The organism is Algoriphagus sp. A40, from assembly GCF_002002735.1.
Taxonomy (GTDB): domain Bacteria; phylum Bacteroidota; class Bacteroidia; order Cytophagales; family Cyclobacteriaceae; genus Algoriphagus.
Genome location: NZ_MUNY01000034.1, coordinates 18,605 through 35,855, shown reverse-complemented (window position 1 = coordinate 35,855; position 17,251 = coordinate 18,605). Strand labels below are relative to the sequence as shown.

General features: G+C 45.5%; 11 protein-coding genes. 5 read left to right on the top strand and 6 right to left on the bottom strand.

Translation table 11 applies throughout. The features are described from left to right. The first annotated feature begins 28 nt into the window (after positions 1-28). The 3 genes from B0E43_RS24400 (at position 29) to B0E43_RS24390 (ending at position 4,268) form a co-directional block, all read left to right on the top strand. Positions 29-556, top strand: a complete 528-nt coding sequence (locus B0E43_RS24400) for a DUF4402 domain-containing protein (RefSeq protein ID WP_077346402.1) — start codon at positions 29-31, stop codon at positions 554-556. A 51-nt stretch (positions 557-607) separates the two neighbouring features. Continuing rightward, positions 608-1,438: a hypothetical protein gene (locus tag B0E43_RS24395; protein ID WP_077346401.1), complete on the top strand. Its 831-nt coding sequence runs from the start codon at positions 608-610 to the stop codon at positions 1,436-1,438. 163 nt (positions 1,439-1,601) lie between these two features. Beyond that, positions 1,602-4,268: a hypothetical protein gene (locus B0E43_RS24390; protein WP_254423342.1), complete on the top strand. Its 2,667-nt coding sequence runs from the start codon at positions 1,602-1,604 to the stop codon at positions 4,266-4,268. 930 nt (positions 4,269-5,198) lie between these two features. Here the strand turns inward: B0E43_RS24390 and B0E43_RS24380 are convergent. The 4 genes from B0E43_RS24380 to B0E43_RS24365 form a co-directional block, all read right to left on the bottom strand. Continuing rightward, positions 5,199-6,545, bottom strand: coding sequence for a hypothetical protein (locus B0E43_RS24380; RefSeq protein WP_077346400.1), 1,347 nt, complete (start codon positions 6,543-6,545; stop codon positions 5,199-5,201). Then, complete coding sequence (locus tag B0E43_RS24375; RefSeq protein ID WP_254423341.1) at positions 6,532-7,080, bottom strand: RNA polymerase sigma factor; 549 nt, start codon at positions 7,078-7,080, stop codon at positions 6,532-6,534. The genes B0E43_RS24380 and B0E43_RS24375 overlap by 14 nt, the downstream gene beginning before the upstream one ends. Positions 7,081-7,103: 23 nt before the next feature. Further along, the gene (locus tag B0E43_RS24370; protein WP_139352633.1) at positions 7,104-7,607 is read right to left on the bottom strand and encodes a hypothetical protein; all 504 of its coding nucleotides are present in this window, start codon (positions 7,605-7,607) and stop codon (positions 7,104-7,106) included. Between the two features lie 146 nt (positions 7,608-7,753). Continuing rightward, positions 7,754-8,959, bottom strand: a complete 1,206-nt coding sequence (locus B0E43_RS24365; RefSeq protein ID WP_077346398.1) for a Pycsar system effector family protein — start codon at positions 8,957-8,959, stop codon at positions 7,754-7,756. 62 nt (positions 8,960-9,021) lie between these two features. Here B0E43_RS24365 and B0E43_RS24360 point away from each other — a divergent pair, with 62 nt between their 5' ends. Together B0E43_RS24360 and B0E43_RS24355 are read left to right on the top strand one after the other, a co-directional pair. Continuing rightward, positions 9,022-9,870, top strand: coding sequence for a hypothetical protein (locus B0E43_RS24360; protein ID WP_077346397.1), 849 nt, complete (start codon positions 9,022-9,024; stop codon positions 9,868-9,870). Next, complete coding sequence (locus tag B0E43_RS24355) at positions 9,867-13,505, top strand: BamA/TamA family outer membrane protein (RefSeq protein WP_077346396.1); 3,639 nt, start codon at positions 9,867-9,869, stop codon at positions 13,503-13,505. Before B0E43_RS24360 ends, B0E43_RS24355 begins: the two co-directional genes overlap by 4 nt. Here B0E43_RS24355 and B0E43_RS24350 read toward each other — a convergent pair. Continuing rightward, a complete protein-coding gene (locus B0E43_RS24350; protein WP_077346395.1) occupies positions 13,473-15,833 on the bottom strand; it encodes a GAF domain-containing protein in 2,361 nt (786 codons plus the stop codon). The two genes, B0E43_RS24355 and B0E43_RS24350, sit on opposite strands and share 33 nt — an antisense overlap. Before the next feature lie 707 nt (positions 15,834-16,540). Then, positions 16,541-17,245: a gluconate 2-dehydrogenase subunit 3 family protein gene (locus B0E43_RS24345; RefSeq protein WP_077346394.1), complete on the bottom strand. Its 705-nt coding sequence runs from the start codon at positions 17,243-17,245 to the stop codon at positions 16,541-16,543. Positions 17,246-17,251 lie beyond the last annotated feature (6 nt).

Genomic DNA, 17,251 nt, shown 5'->3' with positions numbered 1-17,251 from the left:
AATTATCAATTACTTAAACAAACAAAAAATGAAAACACTAATTAAATCTATGCTATCCCTTACGTTGGTGATGGGCTTGGGATATGCTGCCAATGCACAGATAACCTCATCGGCGCCAGCTTCCGCAACCGTTTTGTTTGAATTGACCATCGAATTGGATGGAACACAAAATGAAATTGCCTTCGGTAATATTTCTTCCACTACTCCAGGTGCCGTTGAATTGGATGCGAATGGGACAAGCAATGTGAATACCGGTTCAACAACTAATGTGGCCAGATTTGACCTAGGTGGGGCTGATTCGGAGGTGACTGTGAATTATGATCCTACCGTTATCCTGATAGATGGTGCGGCTAACGAGATAATCATGACACCAGAAGTAGTTGGAGCTGAAACCGTCGCCGAACAAACCACCGCTACACTGGTACCTTCTGGGACTACAGTAACTTTAGCTGCTGGAGCTTATTCCCTTTGGGTAGGTGGATCTTTTCCTGCACTTGCGGGTCAAGTTGCCGGTGCTTATACTGGAACATTCAATATCGCAGTTGAGTACAATTAATTATCTTTAGTCCGGTGGGTTACTCTCACCGGACTACTTTAACCCTTATCTATGAAAAAGGCGCTACTATTTACCCTGTTTTTGGGGTGTTTTCTATATACCCGGCAATTGGTCGCTCAGGTTTCCATTGCTCCTACTACTGTTTTTATTGATCAAAATGGTATTGGTTCTCTCTTTATCACCAATCCCGGGGATACTCCTCAGGAAATCAGCGTGAGTTTTGTCTTTGGCTATCCGGGCAATGACGAAACAGGGGAACTAACTATGGTCTATGGAGACAGTCTGATGGAGAAGCAGTTTGGAATGGGAGACCGACTACGGGCTTTTCCCCGAACCTTTATTCTGGCTCCCCAGCAACAGCAGACCGTACGGCTACAGGTTCGTCCGGATCGAAGTTTGCCAAATGCCACCTACTTCACCCGCGTAAAGGTGACTTCCAATGCCCAAACTCCAGATGTGGAACAAACCAATACTGAGGGTGTATCCACTCAGGTGAATTTCAAGTTTGACCAAGTCATTGCTGCCTTTCAAAAAGTGGGTGAAGTCAGTACCGGTTTGGAATTCGGAGAGGTGAAAGTGGAAGAAAAAGAAGGCAAACTGAGAGTGATCCCGGAATTTAAGGTTACCGGAAATTCCCCATACCTGGGAAGTGTCACCGCAACCCTAAAGGACAGTGCTGGAAAAGTTCTGGCTGAGCAGCAACAAACAGTCGCCCTATATTTCTCCGGAAAAAGAGCCGTGGAAATGACCATACCGGAAAACATCAGAAACGATGTGCATCTGGTGGAATTGACATATGAAACCCGCAGATCTGATATTCCTTCCGGAGATTTGGTTCAGGCACCAACTGTCTCCAAATCCGTGATACTGAGCATTCGCTAACCAAAATCCGGTTACAATTTATGAGACTGCCACGTCGCCCTCATGGGCTCCTCGCACCTGTCCCGAAGAATTTCGGGAGTGACGTCTCCGGTCTTCGGTCTTTCGGACTCTATTTCTGTCTCCTCTTTTATTCACCCTTTACAAATTCTTCCCTCCAAGAGGAATGAAGTTTTTAGACAAGCTTTCCAGTCGATGTATTTTTTTCACTTTCCTGCTTGCAGGAATGCTGGGATTTTATTCCCCAGTTTTTGCGCAGAAGGAACCTGATGGGGAAGCCCTGCTCAATTTCAACTATCCTGCCGTAGGCAATGTGTATATCAACGGCGTATTTTTTGGCGATGTGGCTTTTTTGCCTTTGGGAGAAATCCTGAGCCTCCTCTACATTCCCAACGAACGAACCGAAAACGGAAAAGGCCTAAAAGGTGCCTACCCGGGCAAAAATGACACCTGGATCATAGACCCTGTCACCAACCAACTTCAGATCAAAGGGCAATCCGAAACCCTAGAAGCGGACAAATACTATCTGGGAGAAATGGACCTCTACCTCCATCCCGATTACTTTGCAAAGATTTTTGGAATCACCTTTACCGTCAATACTTATGCACTGAGTGTGAGTATGAAAACGGAATTTACACTCCCCATCGAGGAGCGGCAGAAAAGAGAAGCTATCCGTAAACAAATCCAGCAGAGAAGCAGCAATACCGACTCCACCTCGTCTCCCCTGCTTTATCCCCGGGAGCGCAAAATGCTCAGTTTGGGAGTGCTGGATTACAACATCAATTATACCGCTACCGACCTCGGGAATTCAACAGGTTTGCTGCTCAATGCCGGGATGGAACTCCTAGGCGGTGACTTACAGGGCTCCTATAACGGCAATTTTGTCAACGGAGATCTTTTAAACAACGTTTCGGGCCTGCGTTGGCGGTATGTTCTTCCCGGAGGCATGACCCCTGAAAAAAATGTAGGCTTGGCCAGTGTATCTGTTGGTCAGGTTAATACCACCGGCTTTGCCAACTCAGCCAACTTGGTGGGTGTTTCTGTCACCAACAATCCAGTGATTCCCCGACTGGACTTGGATGTCTTTGTGATAGATGGCACAACGGTACCTGACTCCGAGGTGGAATTGCTGATCGGAGGACAATTGGTGGATTTTACACGGGCTGATGAAGTGGGTTATTATCGGTTTAATGCTCCAGTCACCTACGGAACCGTCCGATTAAGTACCCGAATCTATACCCCAAGAGGTGAGGTCATTGTCCAAGACCGTCAGATTCAAGTGCCGTTCAGCTTTTTGCCTAAAGGCTTTGTCGGATACAATGCCCAAGTTGGTTTGCCTCAGTTTTCATTTGACAGCCTGGGTACCAGCGTTGCCACCCATGCCGATATCGCTTATGGGATCACCAATGCCCTGACCGTGCGGGCAGGAGCTGATCAGGGGGATGTCTTCGGAGAAAACAGCGTCTACCCTGTCTTCGGTTTGTCAGCTAGGCTTTTCCAGCAATACCTGTTTAATGTAGATGCACTCCCGGACCGCTACTACCGGGCCAATGCCAGTGTTTTTTATGCCACCAACACGAACATCAACGCCCAATACACTGAATACAATCCAAATTCCACCTACAATCGGCGTGGACTCAACAGAGACGCCAATCTGAATGTGTTTTTCCCATTTAAAGTAGCTGGCAAATTCTCCGGATTTCGGGTGACCGGTGAGCGGCTTTGGTTTGAATCCGGATCAGGAGTCAACAATTACCAGCTTGACTTCAATACCCAGATCAACCGTGTCGTCGCCCGAATCAATTACCGGGGAGGAAAGCGGGGAATCGTCGAAGATGGGGAAGACGTTTCCCAATTCCAGCTGGGATTATTGACTACCTCACTAACTTATACCCTACCCAGAACTCCCGGTATCCCTGTCTATGTCAGGGGCTTATTTTTGAGAGGTCAGTTCCGATATTCTACTCAGTTTGAACAGGCTGAATCCGTCAGTTTTTTGCTTTCGCAGACCTTGTTTAAAAACGGCCGATTCACTTTTGGCTTCGACAGGGAATTGATCCGGGATCTCTCCCAGATTCAGGTTGGATTTTTATACGATTTCAAGTCATTCAGGACTTCCACCCAGTATGCCAAGCGCACCAATGGATATGCCTTCCAGCAGGCATTCAGCGGTTCTTTGGCCTATGATCCTGCGGGAAATACGGTGATCCCTTCCAACAGGGATCAGATTACCCGCTCTGGGGCAGCAGTCCGGCTGTTTATTGACACGAATGAAAACGGAATTTATGACGAGGGTGAAGAAGTCGTTCCGGCCAAAGCCATCCGACTGGACCGTTCGGCAAATATCCTGATTGGATCTGATGGAATCCTGCGAATCACTCAGCTACAGAGCTATTGGATCTACCGGATGGACATCGATGTGGCAGCTCTGCCCAATCCAAACCTGGCACCGAAGGTCAAGAGCCTGTCTTTTGTGGCTGAACCCAACCGTCTCCGTGAGATCGACATTCCACTTTATCAAACCGGAATCATCGAGGGCTCCGTATTCCTCTCCAAAAATGAAAGTCTTCAGGGACAGGGTGGCCTCAGACTGGAGCTATTCCGTGAGGGAGAAACTGAACCTGTTGAAATACTCCGGACCTTCTCGGATGGAGGATTTTATTCCTATGGGCTCCTGCCGGGAAAATATACCCTGAGAGTCGATCCCAAGCAGCTTGAATTTATGCGTGTCGATTCCAACCCTGCCCAGCTGGAGTTTGAGATCAAAGCATTGGCTGATGGAGATTATTTGGAGGGGTTGAATCTGGTTTTGGTAAGCAAACCGGGGCAGTGAGTTAAGGACTTTGGGTATCTCAATAGGAATTCATACTCTTGCGAATTGCTTTCAAAATCTTAGTTTCCACTAAAAATCACAGCATTCCGCACGCTATTTGGCTGATATGCTGTTTTTATCCTCGAAAATAGAATCTAAAAACGGACTGATTTGAAAATCAGGAATGCAAGACCTGCCAGTCCGCCGCGGCGGACTGGCAGGTCTGATCCATTTACCTTACTCAAATTCCTTATTCAAGAGCCATTCTTTCTTTGACTCGATCATTTCTTGCAAATGCCTTGGTCCATCAAAGAAATTAAGGTAAAAAGTCCTGTCAAGATTGGATGGCTTTTCCGGTTGTTGGTACCCGTGCCAGCTCGACCATTTCCAGTCATCTATGCGATCCACAAATCCATGTTTAATTGGATTCAAATGAATATATAAGAAGGTTTCTTGCCATTGATTCAAGTCGAAAATGGGTTTTCTTTTGAAGTTTTTCTGGAAAAGACTCCCACGTCTTTGGTACTTTTTATTGAAAGCTTGAGTGTAAGAACTAAAAAAATTGGAAAATTGCTTCGATGTCAACTTTTCCAAAGTTTCGAACTTTGGAAAAGTTTTCCTCAATTGATCTTCTGGCTTTACACCCACCAACAAATGGAAATGGTTTGGCATCAAGCAATAGGCGTAAGTATCGACTACATCCCCCAAATACTTGGAGTATTGTTTTAAGAAAAACCGATAATTCTCATCTTCCCGAAAAATATTTTCATCCCCATTGGCATGGTTAAAAATATGATAAGTTTGACCTGGTTCCATTTGCTTTTTGTTTGAATTTACCCCCGCTTTAACTTTTCCAAAGTTTAGAACTTTGGAAAAGTTAATATTATCAAGCCATAAAAAAACCACCCAGAATCTCTCCCAGGTGGCTAATAGTTGGTCTAGAGTTCGAATTTATTTCTTTTGGATGGCTCCGAAGTTGACTCGGAAAGAGGCGCCAAACATCCCCAGTTTTTCCCCATATCCGGAAAACTCCTGCAGTGGATAGTTGTAGAATGGCATCACTTCGTAGCTGGTTTTTTTGGACTCAAACAAGCGGACATTTACTCCGAGATTCGCTGTCGCAAAGGGGTAAAACTTTTGGTTTGGCACACTCAGATCCTGAGACTGACTGACTGATTCGGACTTTAAAGTGAAGGAATTGGAGGTCATTGCATCCAAGACTGCTACCTGACGAGTATAGGATGCTTCCTGCTCGGCACTTTGATTGAAAGTAATCAGGTTGGAAAATCCTGCCTGAACCGAAATCGCACCGCTGCGGGAGATAGGATATTTGAAATAAAGCGGAATATCCACCTGAACCTGGCTGATTTCATTGGTTTCAGTCACGGTTGCAGCAAGTGCATTGGCTCCTCCGTAATTGTAATTCTGACTTTCTGTGGCCTGGTTCAGGTAATTGACCGCGAGTCCTGAGCCCATGACCAATTTTCCGGTCACTTCCATATCCACCATCACACCGAGTCCCAAACTGGTCCCGCTGGTGGCATTCTCTCCCTGAGAAGATCCGAAACCCGGGGAAAGCCCCATGGCAATATTTGTCGAAGACTTAGTTTCAAGGACCTCCTTAATTTCCTCCTCGTTCAGGAGTGGTTCTTTGGACAACTCTGGCTGAGCGGCTTCTTCCTGCTTTTTCTCAGGCTGGGCTGGTTTTTCCTCCAAAGACTTCTCGTTGCTTGCTATCAAAGCCTCGCCTGTTTTGGCAGAGATATCAGTCCTGAGTGGCTCAACTATAACTGCCTGATTCACTTTTTTCTCTGGTTCTTGAGAATCCATTCCGGTCTTTAATTGAGAGGCTTCGGTGGATCTTGGCAAATTTTGGGATTTTGATTTGCTTTGATCTGTAGCTTTTGAAGTGGACTTTGAAAGTCTGTTCCTTTCATCGCTTTTCTCTGAACTCAGGTCCGCCAAATCATTGGAAGCGTCGATATCAGTTGTAGAAAGGGATGGCTCAACTTCTTTCACAGGAGTCTCTCCGGATTTTTCTTCCAGAGCAATCTGTTTGGAAAGCTGAGTGTTTCCAGATTCTGTGTTTTCCCGGGAAAGCCACAATCCTCCTGCCACTACAAGTAGTGTAAGGGCAGCAGCAATGCCTGAGAGCCAGTAGTTTGGCTTCTTTTTGGCAAGTGTGGAACGCTTGGCTTCAAACGCCTCCCATGCCCCCAATTCGTAAGGAAGAGGGTTTTCCTCCTGCTGCTTTCGCAGGGAGTCGGCCACCCATTTTGATGTTTTATCTTCCTGCATATTCTTTCATGTGTAGTTGTACCAACTGACGCAATTTGGATTTTGCCCGCGTCAGGTAAACCCTGGAGGAACTTTCGGTGATTTCCAGCCGGTCAGCAACCTCCCTGTGACTATATCCTTCGACCTCGTAAAGGTTGAATACCAATTGATGATCCTCGGGCAGTTGCTTTAGAAGTTTGAGTATGTCTTCAAAAGCCAATTGGTCCGGGGCATAAACTTCATCGAATACCGGGGTCTCGCCATCTGCTTCCAGGTGATTTTGGAGGCGTTTGTCTTTCCGGTAATAATCTATAGCGGTGTTGACGGTGATCCTTCTGAGCCAGGGTTTGAGAGATGGGGCTTCATCCATTTTTTTGAATGAATCAAAGCATTTCATGAACGAGTCATTGGTGATCTCCAGTGCCAGATCCCTGCTTTTGGAATAGGACAGACTGATCCCCATGACATAGCCATAGTATTTTTTGAAAAAAAATTCCTCATGTTTTTTTGACCGACGTTTGCAACCGTCGATCAGCTCTTGGTCAGACCAGTTCAAATCAAATTACGCTACGTTTTTTTCTAAATTCTTAAATCACAGTTCCCGACACAATTGAAATCCCGAAAACTGCAGTGCTCTCTGAGATAAATGGTGAACAAGTCTTTTGGGGCTTCGATCAATGCTTTTGCCAGATCGACTTTGATCACATCCAATTCCATCCCAGTGCCGGCACTGCAGGAAGTAAATTTTCCCGAGAGATAAACCTGCATTCGACGTGGGGAAGACTCCTGCCAGGTACCGTCCCATACCAGATCGTAAGTTCCGATGCAGCCTTTAGGACGTTCAATTTCCAGCGTTAGTTCATTTCCTGTCCGTTTTATACTTTTTATTTCAAAGCTCACCTGACAGAGTGAAGGATCCTTGCGGTTGAAATCCAGCCGTTGGTACTTTCCGCTATCCACGGTAAAGCGATACCCTACTCCCTGAACTTGGTAGAAATTGGCTAATCCCGGATTAGCATCAGGATCACCCACAGAACAGCTGCAGAGAAATGCCAAAAGGAAAAACCGTAAAACCGTGTTCATTGGTGAATTTTTCCCCATGACGCATGAGAGCCAGTCATTCGCTACAAGCCAATTGAAAATTTTGACCAAGTTCTGGCGAGAGCATCCCTCACCACATTAAAAATTAATTTTCGAAAACCAATTCCGAGTCGAAGGGAAAGAGAATTTCAATACTGCTGCGATTCAAAAAACAAACTTGCCACGAGGAAGGCAATCACGGAAATGATAAATCCGAACATAAACACATTGTAGCTTTTGCGTAGCATCAGGTATTTTTTGCTGAGGACTCTGCCCAGGTAATAGATATCCCGGGTCATGGTACCGTAGAGGTATTCCGAGTCCTCCAGCATTTTGTTCATTCCTTCGGTGTAGTCCTGGAGTGACATTTGATAAAAATTGCCAAAATACAGCAGATTTCCCTCTTTTTTGGAAATATCCTCCTTAGTGACCACGCCTTTTGTGACTTTGGGTCGGGTCGCCAAAATGGCAAACACCATGGCGATCAGACAGGTGCTGATCAGCAGAATCGCCGGTATGGTGTAATTGGGGAATTCCTCCAGCTTCCGGATCAGAATAGTCACCACGATCGAAATGATAATCGAATTGACCGAAATCATGATATTGGCTTTGGTGTCGGCCATCGCCGAAAGCTCCATGTGATTGGTGGAAGTCACCCGAAAAAGGGTTTCCACTCCCCGCTCTGGTTTTGACTTATCCTTTTTTCCTTTTTTCTCCTTTTTGTCTTTCTTCTTGCCTTTTTCAGGAAATTGCTCTACTTCCAGTTGTTCGATTTTCATATCCAATAATTTCAAATTGACCTTTTTGACCGGTTCGAGAAAGCGTTGGGCGTAGCTGGTGTGGTAGATGTGGTTATTGGCAAATTCCCTGGAATCTCGCAGCCAGTCTTTCAGGTTAAGAGTGCTTGCACCGTTATTTTCGATTTCACATTTCAACAAAAGTGTCTGATCATAAAAACTCTCGGTTCCCAAGTGATACAAATCTGCGTCGCAGAGGATGGATTCAAAAAGATCCCTTGGAGTTTGTGGCATTTGGGTGGTCAAAATTCCATTTTTGATCCGGTCGATTCTGCTTTGGGAAAGTCCGAATTTCCCCAGATTAGCCTGTGCCACTTCGGCCCCTCGGACTTCATGATCTTCGGCCTTTCCGTCCCAATATCCCACATCGTGAAGCCAGGCGGCAAAAGCCAAATCCTCCTGATCCTCCACTCCCAATTGATAAAACTCACCCATCTCCCGAACTTTTTCCACCATAAAAGAGGTATGCTCCAAATTGTGGTAGCAAATTTCCTTCTTTTGCCTTTTGGCAAACTGGTCTCTGATCCAGGATTCAAATTTTGCAGATTGGATATCCACGTTGATTGATTTAACTTTTACTTATTACTTGGAAGATAAATAGTTCTGAATTAATAAAAACGATGCGAATTTCTCACCTCCTTTATTTCCTGATTTTTTTCGGATCGTGCAGCCAAAAACCCGGAAAAGAAGCTCCGGTTTATTCTCTTCCTACCGGATATTCCCTCGATCAGATGGAGCGGGTCGTACTTCCGGAAGATTTGGACGAAATCTCAGGAATCGCCTGGCACGACCAAGAATTGCTTTCCATCGAGGATGAATCTTCCATTATTTATCGGCTGGATCCTCAAAAAGGCGAAATTCTCAAAAAAAAGAAGTTTGAAAAAAACGCAGACATCGAGGAAATTCTGGTCAGAAATGACACCGTCTGGGTTTTGAAAAGCAATGGCAACTTGTATCGGGTTGTCGATTTCAGGGAAAAAGATAGTCAAACCGTGATTTTTGAATTTCCGAGCCTGGGAAGGCGCGATTTGGAGGCAGTTGTTTCTGAAATTGAAGAACCAATTCTCTGGATTTTTTGTAAAGTCTGCGAATGGGATGAGAACCCTGATCGGTCCTCGATATTCAAATTTGACCTCAGAAGTATGGAATTTGATTCATTGTCGGTTAGAAGTATTGATAAAAAGCAGCTTCAGGGCATGCTGACTGAAAAGGAATTGGAAAAACTGAAAATCCAACCCTCTGCAGCTGCGGTGCATCCCCTGACCAAAGAATACTATGTGATTTCATCCACCGGCAAATGGCTGATGAGTCTGGACCAATCTATGATCCCAACAGCAATTTTTCCGCTCAACCCTTCACTTTTCAAACAACCCGAAGGGATCACCTTTGCTCCGGACGGCACCCTGTTTATTTCCAACGAAGCCGCTGATGGCCGATCCAATATCTTGATCTTCAGCTACAAACCATGAAACTTGCCTTATTCCTGGCTTTCCTTTTTTTGGCTGTTTGGCCGGCGATGGGTCAGGATGCTCCCATCAAGATGCGGATTTACCTCATCGGAGATGCAGGTGAGATGGAGAATGGACATCATCCTGTGGTGGAAGACCTCAAATCCAGACTCGCTGAGGGCCCCAAAATTCCAACTCACCTGATTTACCTTGGAGACAATATTTACCCATTCGGACTTCCTCCCGATGAGGCGGAAAACAGAACCGAAGCCGAAACCATCCTGTCCACACAGCTGGGCCTCTGGGCCGATTTACCGGGTAAAATCTGGATGGTTCCCGGAAATCATGATTGGGAAAAAGGAAAGTCAGATGGCTGGAATGCCATTCTCAGGGCAGAGAAATATGTTGCCGAAAACTTCCCGTCAGATCAGGTCCAATGGATTCCCGAAAGCGCCTGTCCCGGACCCAAAGCCATTCATATTGATGAAAATACGCTGCTAATCGCCTTGGACAGCCAATGGTGGCTGCATTCCAACGATAAACCCGGGGCAGATTCAGATTGCGAATTCAAAACCGAAGAAGAAATCATCGCTGCCATCAGCTATCTGCTGGAAGAAAATCAGGACAAAGTCATCTTGTTTGCGATGCACCACCCCATGAGAGCTTACGGCCCTCATAATGGTGCTTATAGCTGGAAGGATCATCTGTTTCCGCTGACAGCAGCCAAGGAAAATCTATATATTCCCTTGCCGGTCATCGGTTCGATTTATCCGCTTTACCGCACTTGGTTTGGGGATGTGCAGGACCTTCCACATCCGAAATATCAGGCCCTCATTACGACTTTGGAGCGGACTTTTGAGCTGCATCCCAATGTGATTCAGATTTCCGGCCATGAACACGGGCTTTTTTACACCAAGGAAGGGAGCAAGCACTACATTGTATCCGGAGCAGGCGCCAAAAATACCCACATCAAAAAAAACAATCCGGCGGAATTCACCTATTCCAATCAAGGCTATGCCTATCTGGATTTCTATGAAAATCACCGGGTGATTTTGACCTTTTTGGATCCTGAGGACAAAGAACCCCTCTATCAATCCGAACTGATTAAGTCATTTGCCCTGAATCCGGAGGAACTGAAGCTGTTTGCCCGCAAAATCCCGGAAAGTTCCACTCAGCCTATTTCACTTCAATATCTAAGAGGGAAAGTTCACCAGGTTTTTCTGGGAAATAACTACCGGGAAACTTGGGCTATACCTGCCACTTTTCCAACCCTGGACCTGACCAGTGAAAAAGGAGGATTGAAGATCATCCAACGGGGCGGAGGCATGCAGACCAAATCTCTTCGTTTGGAAAATCCCAACGGAAAGGAATTTGTCCTCCGCTCGGTCAACAAATATCCAGAAAACGCCATTCCTCCCATTTTACGCAAAACTGTCGCAAAAGACATCGTCCAGGATCAAATCTCTGCTTCTCATCCCTATGCTTCCATAGCAGTCGCCCGATTGGCTGAAAGTGCCGGAATCATCCATACCAATCCCCAAATCATCTATTTGCCGGATGATCCGATGCTGGGGATTTATCGGAGGGATTTTGGCAGCGCCCTCTATTTGTTTGAGGAAAGGGAAATTGCAGGAAAGGGGGCTTCGGATGATGTTGAATTTTACAGCACAGACAAAATGCTGCAGGTGCTTTACAAGGACAATGACAACGAGGTAAAGCAAAAAGATGTCCTGAAAGCCCGACTGTTTGATCTTTGGATTGCGGATTGGGACCGGCACGATGATCAATGGAGATGGGTGGCCGAAAAAGGGAAAAACGGGCTCGAATTCACTCCGATGCCGAGAGACAGGGACCAGGCATTTTTTGTGAATGAAGGATTTTTTCCCAAACTGGCAAGCCGAAAATGGTCCAATCCGAAGTTTCAGGGATTTGATCACGAATTGAAAAATGTGAACGGGTTTATGTTCAATGGGCGGTATTTCGACAGGAGCTTTATGAACAAATTGGATCGGAAAGACTGGGAGGAAGAACTTGACCAATTTTTACCCAAACTCACAGAAGAAGCAATCCATGGAGCATTCCAGGATTGGCCTTCAGAGATTGCCGAAAAGGACGGTCTTGAGATTCAGGCGAAACTTTTGACAAGGAAAAACTGGCTCAGGGAAAAAGCTTTGGAATACTACGATTTTCTTGCAGACGGTGTGGACGTGGTTGGCACCGACAAGGACGAAGCATTTGAAATCAAGCATTTGCCCAATGGCAAAGTAGATGTGGAAGTCCGAAAGATCAACAAAGATGGCGAACTGGAGCAGCGGATTTATAACCGGACTTTTTCTCCGTCAGAGACCAAGGAAATCCGATTGTATGGTCTGAAAGGCGAGGATCGTTTTGTTTGGCAAGGCGAAGGCAAAAGCAAAATCCTGATCCGGGTGATCCCGGGGGAAGGTCAAAAAGCACTCCATGATTCGGCCCAAATCAATGGAAAAAAGCACTTGGTGTACGTTCCAAAAAACGCCCGCTCCTCCTATACTGGCCCCAATCTGAAAGTCAAAGAAGCCCCCAGTCCGGACTACCTGGCCTATGACCGGATGGCATTCAAATACGACAAAGTCATGCCCCTGGCTTCAGTCGAATTCAATCAGGACGATGGCTTGTTTTTGGGAGCGGGACTGCTTTGGGAAAAGCACGGGTTCAAAAAGAAACCCTATTCGGCCATGCATTCCCTGACTGGAAACTATGCTGTAAAAACCGGTGCCTTCAACTTGGAATATAAAGGACGATCGGTGGATCTGGTCGGAAGTTGGGACTTGGTATGGCTGGCAGATGTGAAGGCCCCCGATTATGTCTTCAACTATTTCGGGGCAGGAAATGACAGCGAATTCAATCGTGAGGAGCATAACATCCGCTACTATCGATCCCGGTTTAGCTGGTACGAACTGAGCACGGGCCTTCAAACCCAATTGGGGGATAACGGCCGATTTGCCATTGGCCCCAGCTATCAGGTGTACCGATTTGATCCGAATGACAATGTCGACAAATTCATCACCTCACCCGAAAGTGATGTGGATCAGGTGAATCTGGATCAAGCCAAGTTTTATGGGGGATTGACTGCTTTGCTGGAATTTGACAAACGGGACAATCTACGAATGCCGACCCGTGGTTTTTACTTTCGCCAGGAAATCAAACATTTCCAGGGGATAAACAAGTATGCCACAAATTACACTTCGGTCAATGCTGAGTTGCGGCTTTTCTGGTCTTTCAAATACCTATCCAAACTGGTCTGGGCAAACCGTGTCGGCGGTGGGAAAAACTTTGGAAACTATGAGTATTTCCAAGGGCAAATCCTCGGAGGAATGGACAACCTGAGAAGCTATCGAAGATACCGGTACAACGGGGACGCGATGTTTTACAACAATTTGGAGATCAGACTTCAGCTTTTCAATTTTCGTAATCCCATCCTACCAGCGACTGTGGGGATGATCGGTTTCCATGATATCGGCAGAGTCTGGTTGGAAGGTGAAGATTCCACAAATTGGCACAACTCCCTGGGAGGAGGCATTTGGATTGCTCCAATCAGTCAGTTTGTGGCCACTTTTTCCGTTGGATTCAATAAAGAGGAAACTTTACCTTTCTTCAGTTTCGGCTATCAGTTCTGACTTCCCGTTTTGATTCAGCCCTTTTTTTGGAATGACCGTGACACGGATTGCCTTCATCCCATGGACACCCTGCATATCCTCCAACTCAAGTTGTTCGATGTTTTCTTCTAGCATCTGTCGGTTCTGGAAGAAATGGATGAAATCAAGGTATTCTTTGGCATCTTTTGGCTGGGAAAAGACAATGGCCACTTTTCCCGGCTGAACAAGGCGCTCGTTGGTACCTTTGATGAGCGCTTTGTCAATGCGTTTTTTAATGATTTCGTATCGGATATTGTAAGCTCCTTCGACATCAAACTTTCGTTCTTCAAGGCGGAAACTGATAGTCAAGGGAGCACTGTGGGCCAGAATCAATTGAGTGGTCTCCAGCCGCACGTCCAATGAAGGAGATTTTTCAGCGACTAGGTTCACGATGTCAATTAGGGTCTGAAGCTGCCAAAGTCTTAGATTTTTGAGGTATATCGGGTCAAATTTCCGGTCTTTGACCAGGGATTGACCGATGTAGATGTTGTACTCGATCCCGTCAGTTTTAAACTTCTCGAAATAGTGGGGAAACATCTGTTGGATCTTGGCTTCTTCCCGGTCCAAATACTGGCCAACGACTTGATTAATTTCTTTCAGACTTTGTTCAAAAGCCTTTCTGTGAATGTACACGATGCCCATCTGAGGATCGAGCGCCTGAAAATACTCCTCCACCGCTTGAGTCAAATCCGGGAAAGTCTGACTTAAATGTCTGAATGTCGGATCCAAATCCTGATGGAAAAACTCGGTAATCCTCACTTCTTCCTCACTCATGAGGATCAGTTGAATCCGCTGTTCGAATTCCTCAATTTTCTCCACCATCCTATCCAGGAGAGGCAAATAATGCAATAAGCTGGCATCATTCAGGATCTTTTTGGCCAGACTCAGCTGGATCAAAAAGTCATCGTGAATGGCATTGTTCCGTTCAAGTGTGGAGTTTTTGACATCCACGGCTCCATACAATGGGAAAACATCCTGGAAATTGATCGGAGGAATTTCCGGGTTAGTTTCCTGCTCCTCAGCCAAGGCATAATCCAAAGCGATTTCATCAAATTTCCACTCCACGACAGGATGAATCGCCGTGAAATTCTTTCGGATAAAGGATTTGATCTTGTAATCCAGCTGGGCCGCCTGTCTGGAGAATGCCAGTGAAAGCGAAGGTGCCAGCATATCCAGCTGATGAAATATGATCGGGTCAAAGGCATCATTTTCGAGGGAGCAGATTTCCAATACGCCTACCAGATTTCCCTTGTGCTTGAGCGGATAGAGAATAACTTCCTTCACTCCCATTTCGATTACTTTGGACATGAAGCGACTTTCTTCATTATCCGCAGACAACTCGTTGAGCATGACTGGCTTTTGGATGGCTGAAAGAAAACTGATGATTCCCTGGTATGGTTTTTCGCAATCCGAATTGCAGAGCATTTTTAGAATGTAGCTGTTTGCAATGCGACTTTTGGAAAAGACCAGTTTTCCCTTGATTTGCTGCAGGGAGGCCAATCCTACTTTTATATCGGGATTTCCGATGAGAGATTTCACCGAATCCTCCACCACTCCGACAAATTCTTCAGGTGAAATTTCGTCCTGATTGAGTACAGCCTCGTTCAGCGTGGCCACACTTTGGGACACCGTGATGTCCTGAGCTTCCAGCAGCACAAAGCCATTGAATTCAAACAAACTCAGAGGTAAAACTTTCATCCAGTTTTCCAGATCGTAATGATCAGGGATAGTGCAGGAGCATATTTCGTCCCGATTTTGAATATCAGGAAGAGGGCCTTTGGCAATTACTCTGACAAATTGGAGGTTGATCTGGATCTGAAAATGTTTGGTGATTCCATCGGGTTGGCGGTATTTGAAAACCAGCGGATGGATTTGGTTGATTTTGATTCCATAGATCTGATCAATGATCAGGCTATAGATGTGAAGCATTTTATTGAATTGGATCTTATTGACATCCAGGTTTTCGGGGATTTTCATGGTGCCGTCTTCATTGAGAAAAATCTCCCTGAAAACCGGAGTTGAATAAAGGGGCTGAAAATCAAAAGGTGCCGAAAGGGCCAAAATCCGGTTCTCTTCCTGGCCGGATAGGGGAAAAAGAGAACCTAAAATCAAACCAAAACCCAGGAAATTTTCCGGTTTTTTCAGTGCTTCCGGATCTACCGGACTTTGGTTTAAATCAGGGAACTCCAACAGTCTGTTACTGAGATCCCGGTAAAGACAGGTATCTGCTTTGGTGATATCAGCAAATTTCTCCCATTGGCTAAAGAGTCGCTTAAAATCCAGGTGAGCGGAATATGGGGTGTTGATCATAGACTATTGCTGGTAAAATATCTGATTGTCCGGAATCCTGACTGGAGAAATTAATTGAGTTTTTTTAAAGCGGGTAATTGTCCACTGTCAACAGACCACAGTCCACAGCAGCCATATTTGAGCTTCAAACCTTACCATTCAAGTTGCGCACAAGTTTTTGGATATTCAGATTTCGATATAAATACTTGAATAGAAGTTAAATAGTTCCGGTTTTATAAAATAATATAAATATCCGCAATGACTCCAGTAGGCAAATTGAATTAGAAAATATGCGGGTCAATGTTTGGAAGTCTTAGATCCGAAGGATCAAAACAATTCATAACCCCCGGTATAGCCGGGGGTAAAGTCAACACAATAAAAAAAGGAGCCCCGAAGGGGCGATACGTTGAAGTTTCACCCTTTCAGGGCTCATAGGAATTGAAATTCAATGGCTACCCTGCACTTCGTACAGGGTCATGAATGGTTAGGCTCCTTCGGAGCTACATAAGAAGACGATTTGAAATTTAGTCGAATTATCGACTCCCCAAATCTTATTCTGCTTTAATCTTTGTGGTGGTGTCATTGCGGATTTACATTTAAAATAATGAACCTATGCGCCAAGGAGCATGGTATTCTGAATGGATGAAAACAAAAAGGCCTTGCTGAAACTGAATTCAACAAGGCCTTAGCCCATTGGGCATATATAAATTAGCAAATTATTTCCCTGCTTAAGAGATCAAATTTCCCTGATCATCCCAGGTCGCGATGCTTCCTCTTCCTTCAGGTGTCAGGTAAACACTCAGGTATTTTTCGTCCAAAGCCAGACCGTATTGATCCATTACATCCTGAGGAACGCCATCCCAAACATTTGGTTGGTTGCCTACATAGCCGATGTCCTTGAACCCGATCTCAGTGGTATAAAATCCGGAGACAGTCATATTTCTCAACAGGTTGAAAAACTTGACACCGGTTTCCATTCCTTTTGCAGCCTTTTCAGGCCAAGCGATCTCGTCGATAATCTGCATCCTTTCCCCTTCAGAAATTTCAGCGAAGGATTTGGAAAAACGCTCATAAGCCTGTGAGTTGATCCACATCAATCCGCCTCTGAAGGCAGTCTGATTGGCAGGCTGATCCTTCAGCATAAACTCAATGTAGTCTGGAACTTTCGCTTCAGTAGCGCTTCCGGAAACCGCATCTTTCGGAACCACAATATCTACCAGAATACTGACCAGAGCCATTTCGGGCTCCGTCAAAAACTTGTCAGAAAGGAGCGCATTGTCCCGTTCGATTTCTTCAGGAACCCTTCCTCCTGGAGTACCCAGGATTTTTGGTGAGAGGTCGGCAATTTTTTCCTCCGGACTGCAGGCTGTCAAGATCAACCCTGTCCCCAAAGAACCTGCGAATAAAAGCTTTAGATTTTCTCTTCTGTTCATGATTCA

Coding starts and splice junctions, on each gene's coding strand:
- B0E43_RS24400 (WP_077346402.1), top strand. CDS start 29: ATGAAAACACTAATTAAATCTATGCTATCCCTTACGTTGGTGATGGGC.
- B0E43_RS24395 (WP_077346401.1), top strand. CDS start 608: ATGAAAAAGGCGCTACTATTTACCCTGTTTTTGGGGTGTTTTCTATAT.
- B0E43_RS24390 (WP_254423342.1), top strand. CDS start 1,602: ATGAAGTTTTTAGACAAGCTTTCCAGTCGATGTATTTTTTTCACTTTC.
- B0E43_RS24380 (WP_077346400.1), bottom strand. CDS start 6,545: ATGCAGGAAGATAAAACATCAAAATGGGTGGCCGACTCCCTGCGAAAG.
- B0E43_RS24370 (WP_139352633.1), bottom strand. CDS start 7,607: ATGAACACGGTTTTACGGTTTTTCCTTTTGGCATTTCTCTGCAGCTGT.
- B0E43_RS24360 (WP_077346397.1), top strand. CDS start 9,022: ATGCGAATTTCTCACCTCCTTTATTTCCTGATTTTTTTCGGATCGTGC.
- B0E43_RS24355 (WP_077346396.1), top strand. CDS start 9,867: ATGAAACTTGCCTTATTCCTGGCTTTCCTTTTTTTGGCTGTTTGGCCG.
- B0E43_RS24350 (WP_077346395.1), bottom strand. CDS start 15,833: ATGATCAACACCCCATATTCCGCTCACCTGGATTTTAAGCGACTCTTT.
- B0E43_RS24345 (WP_077346394.1), bottom strand. CDS start 17,245: ATGAACAGAAGAGAAAATCTAAAGCTTTTATTCGCAGGTTCTTTGGGG.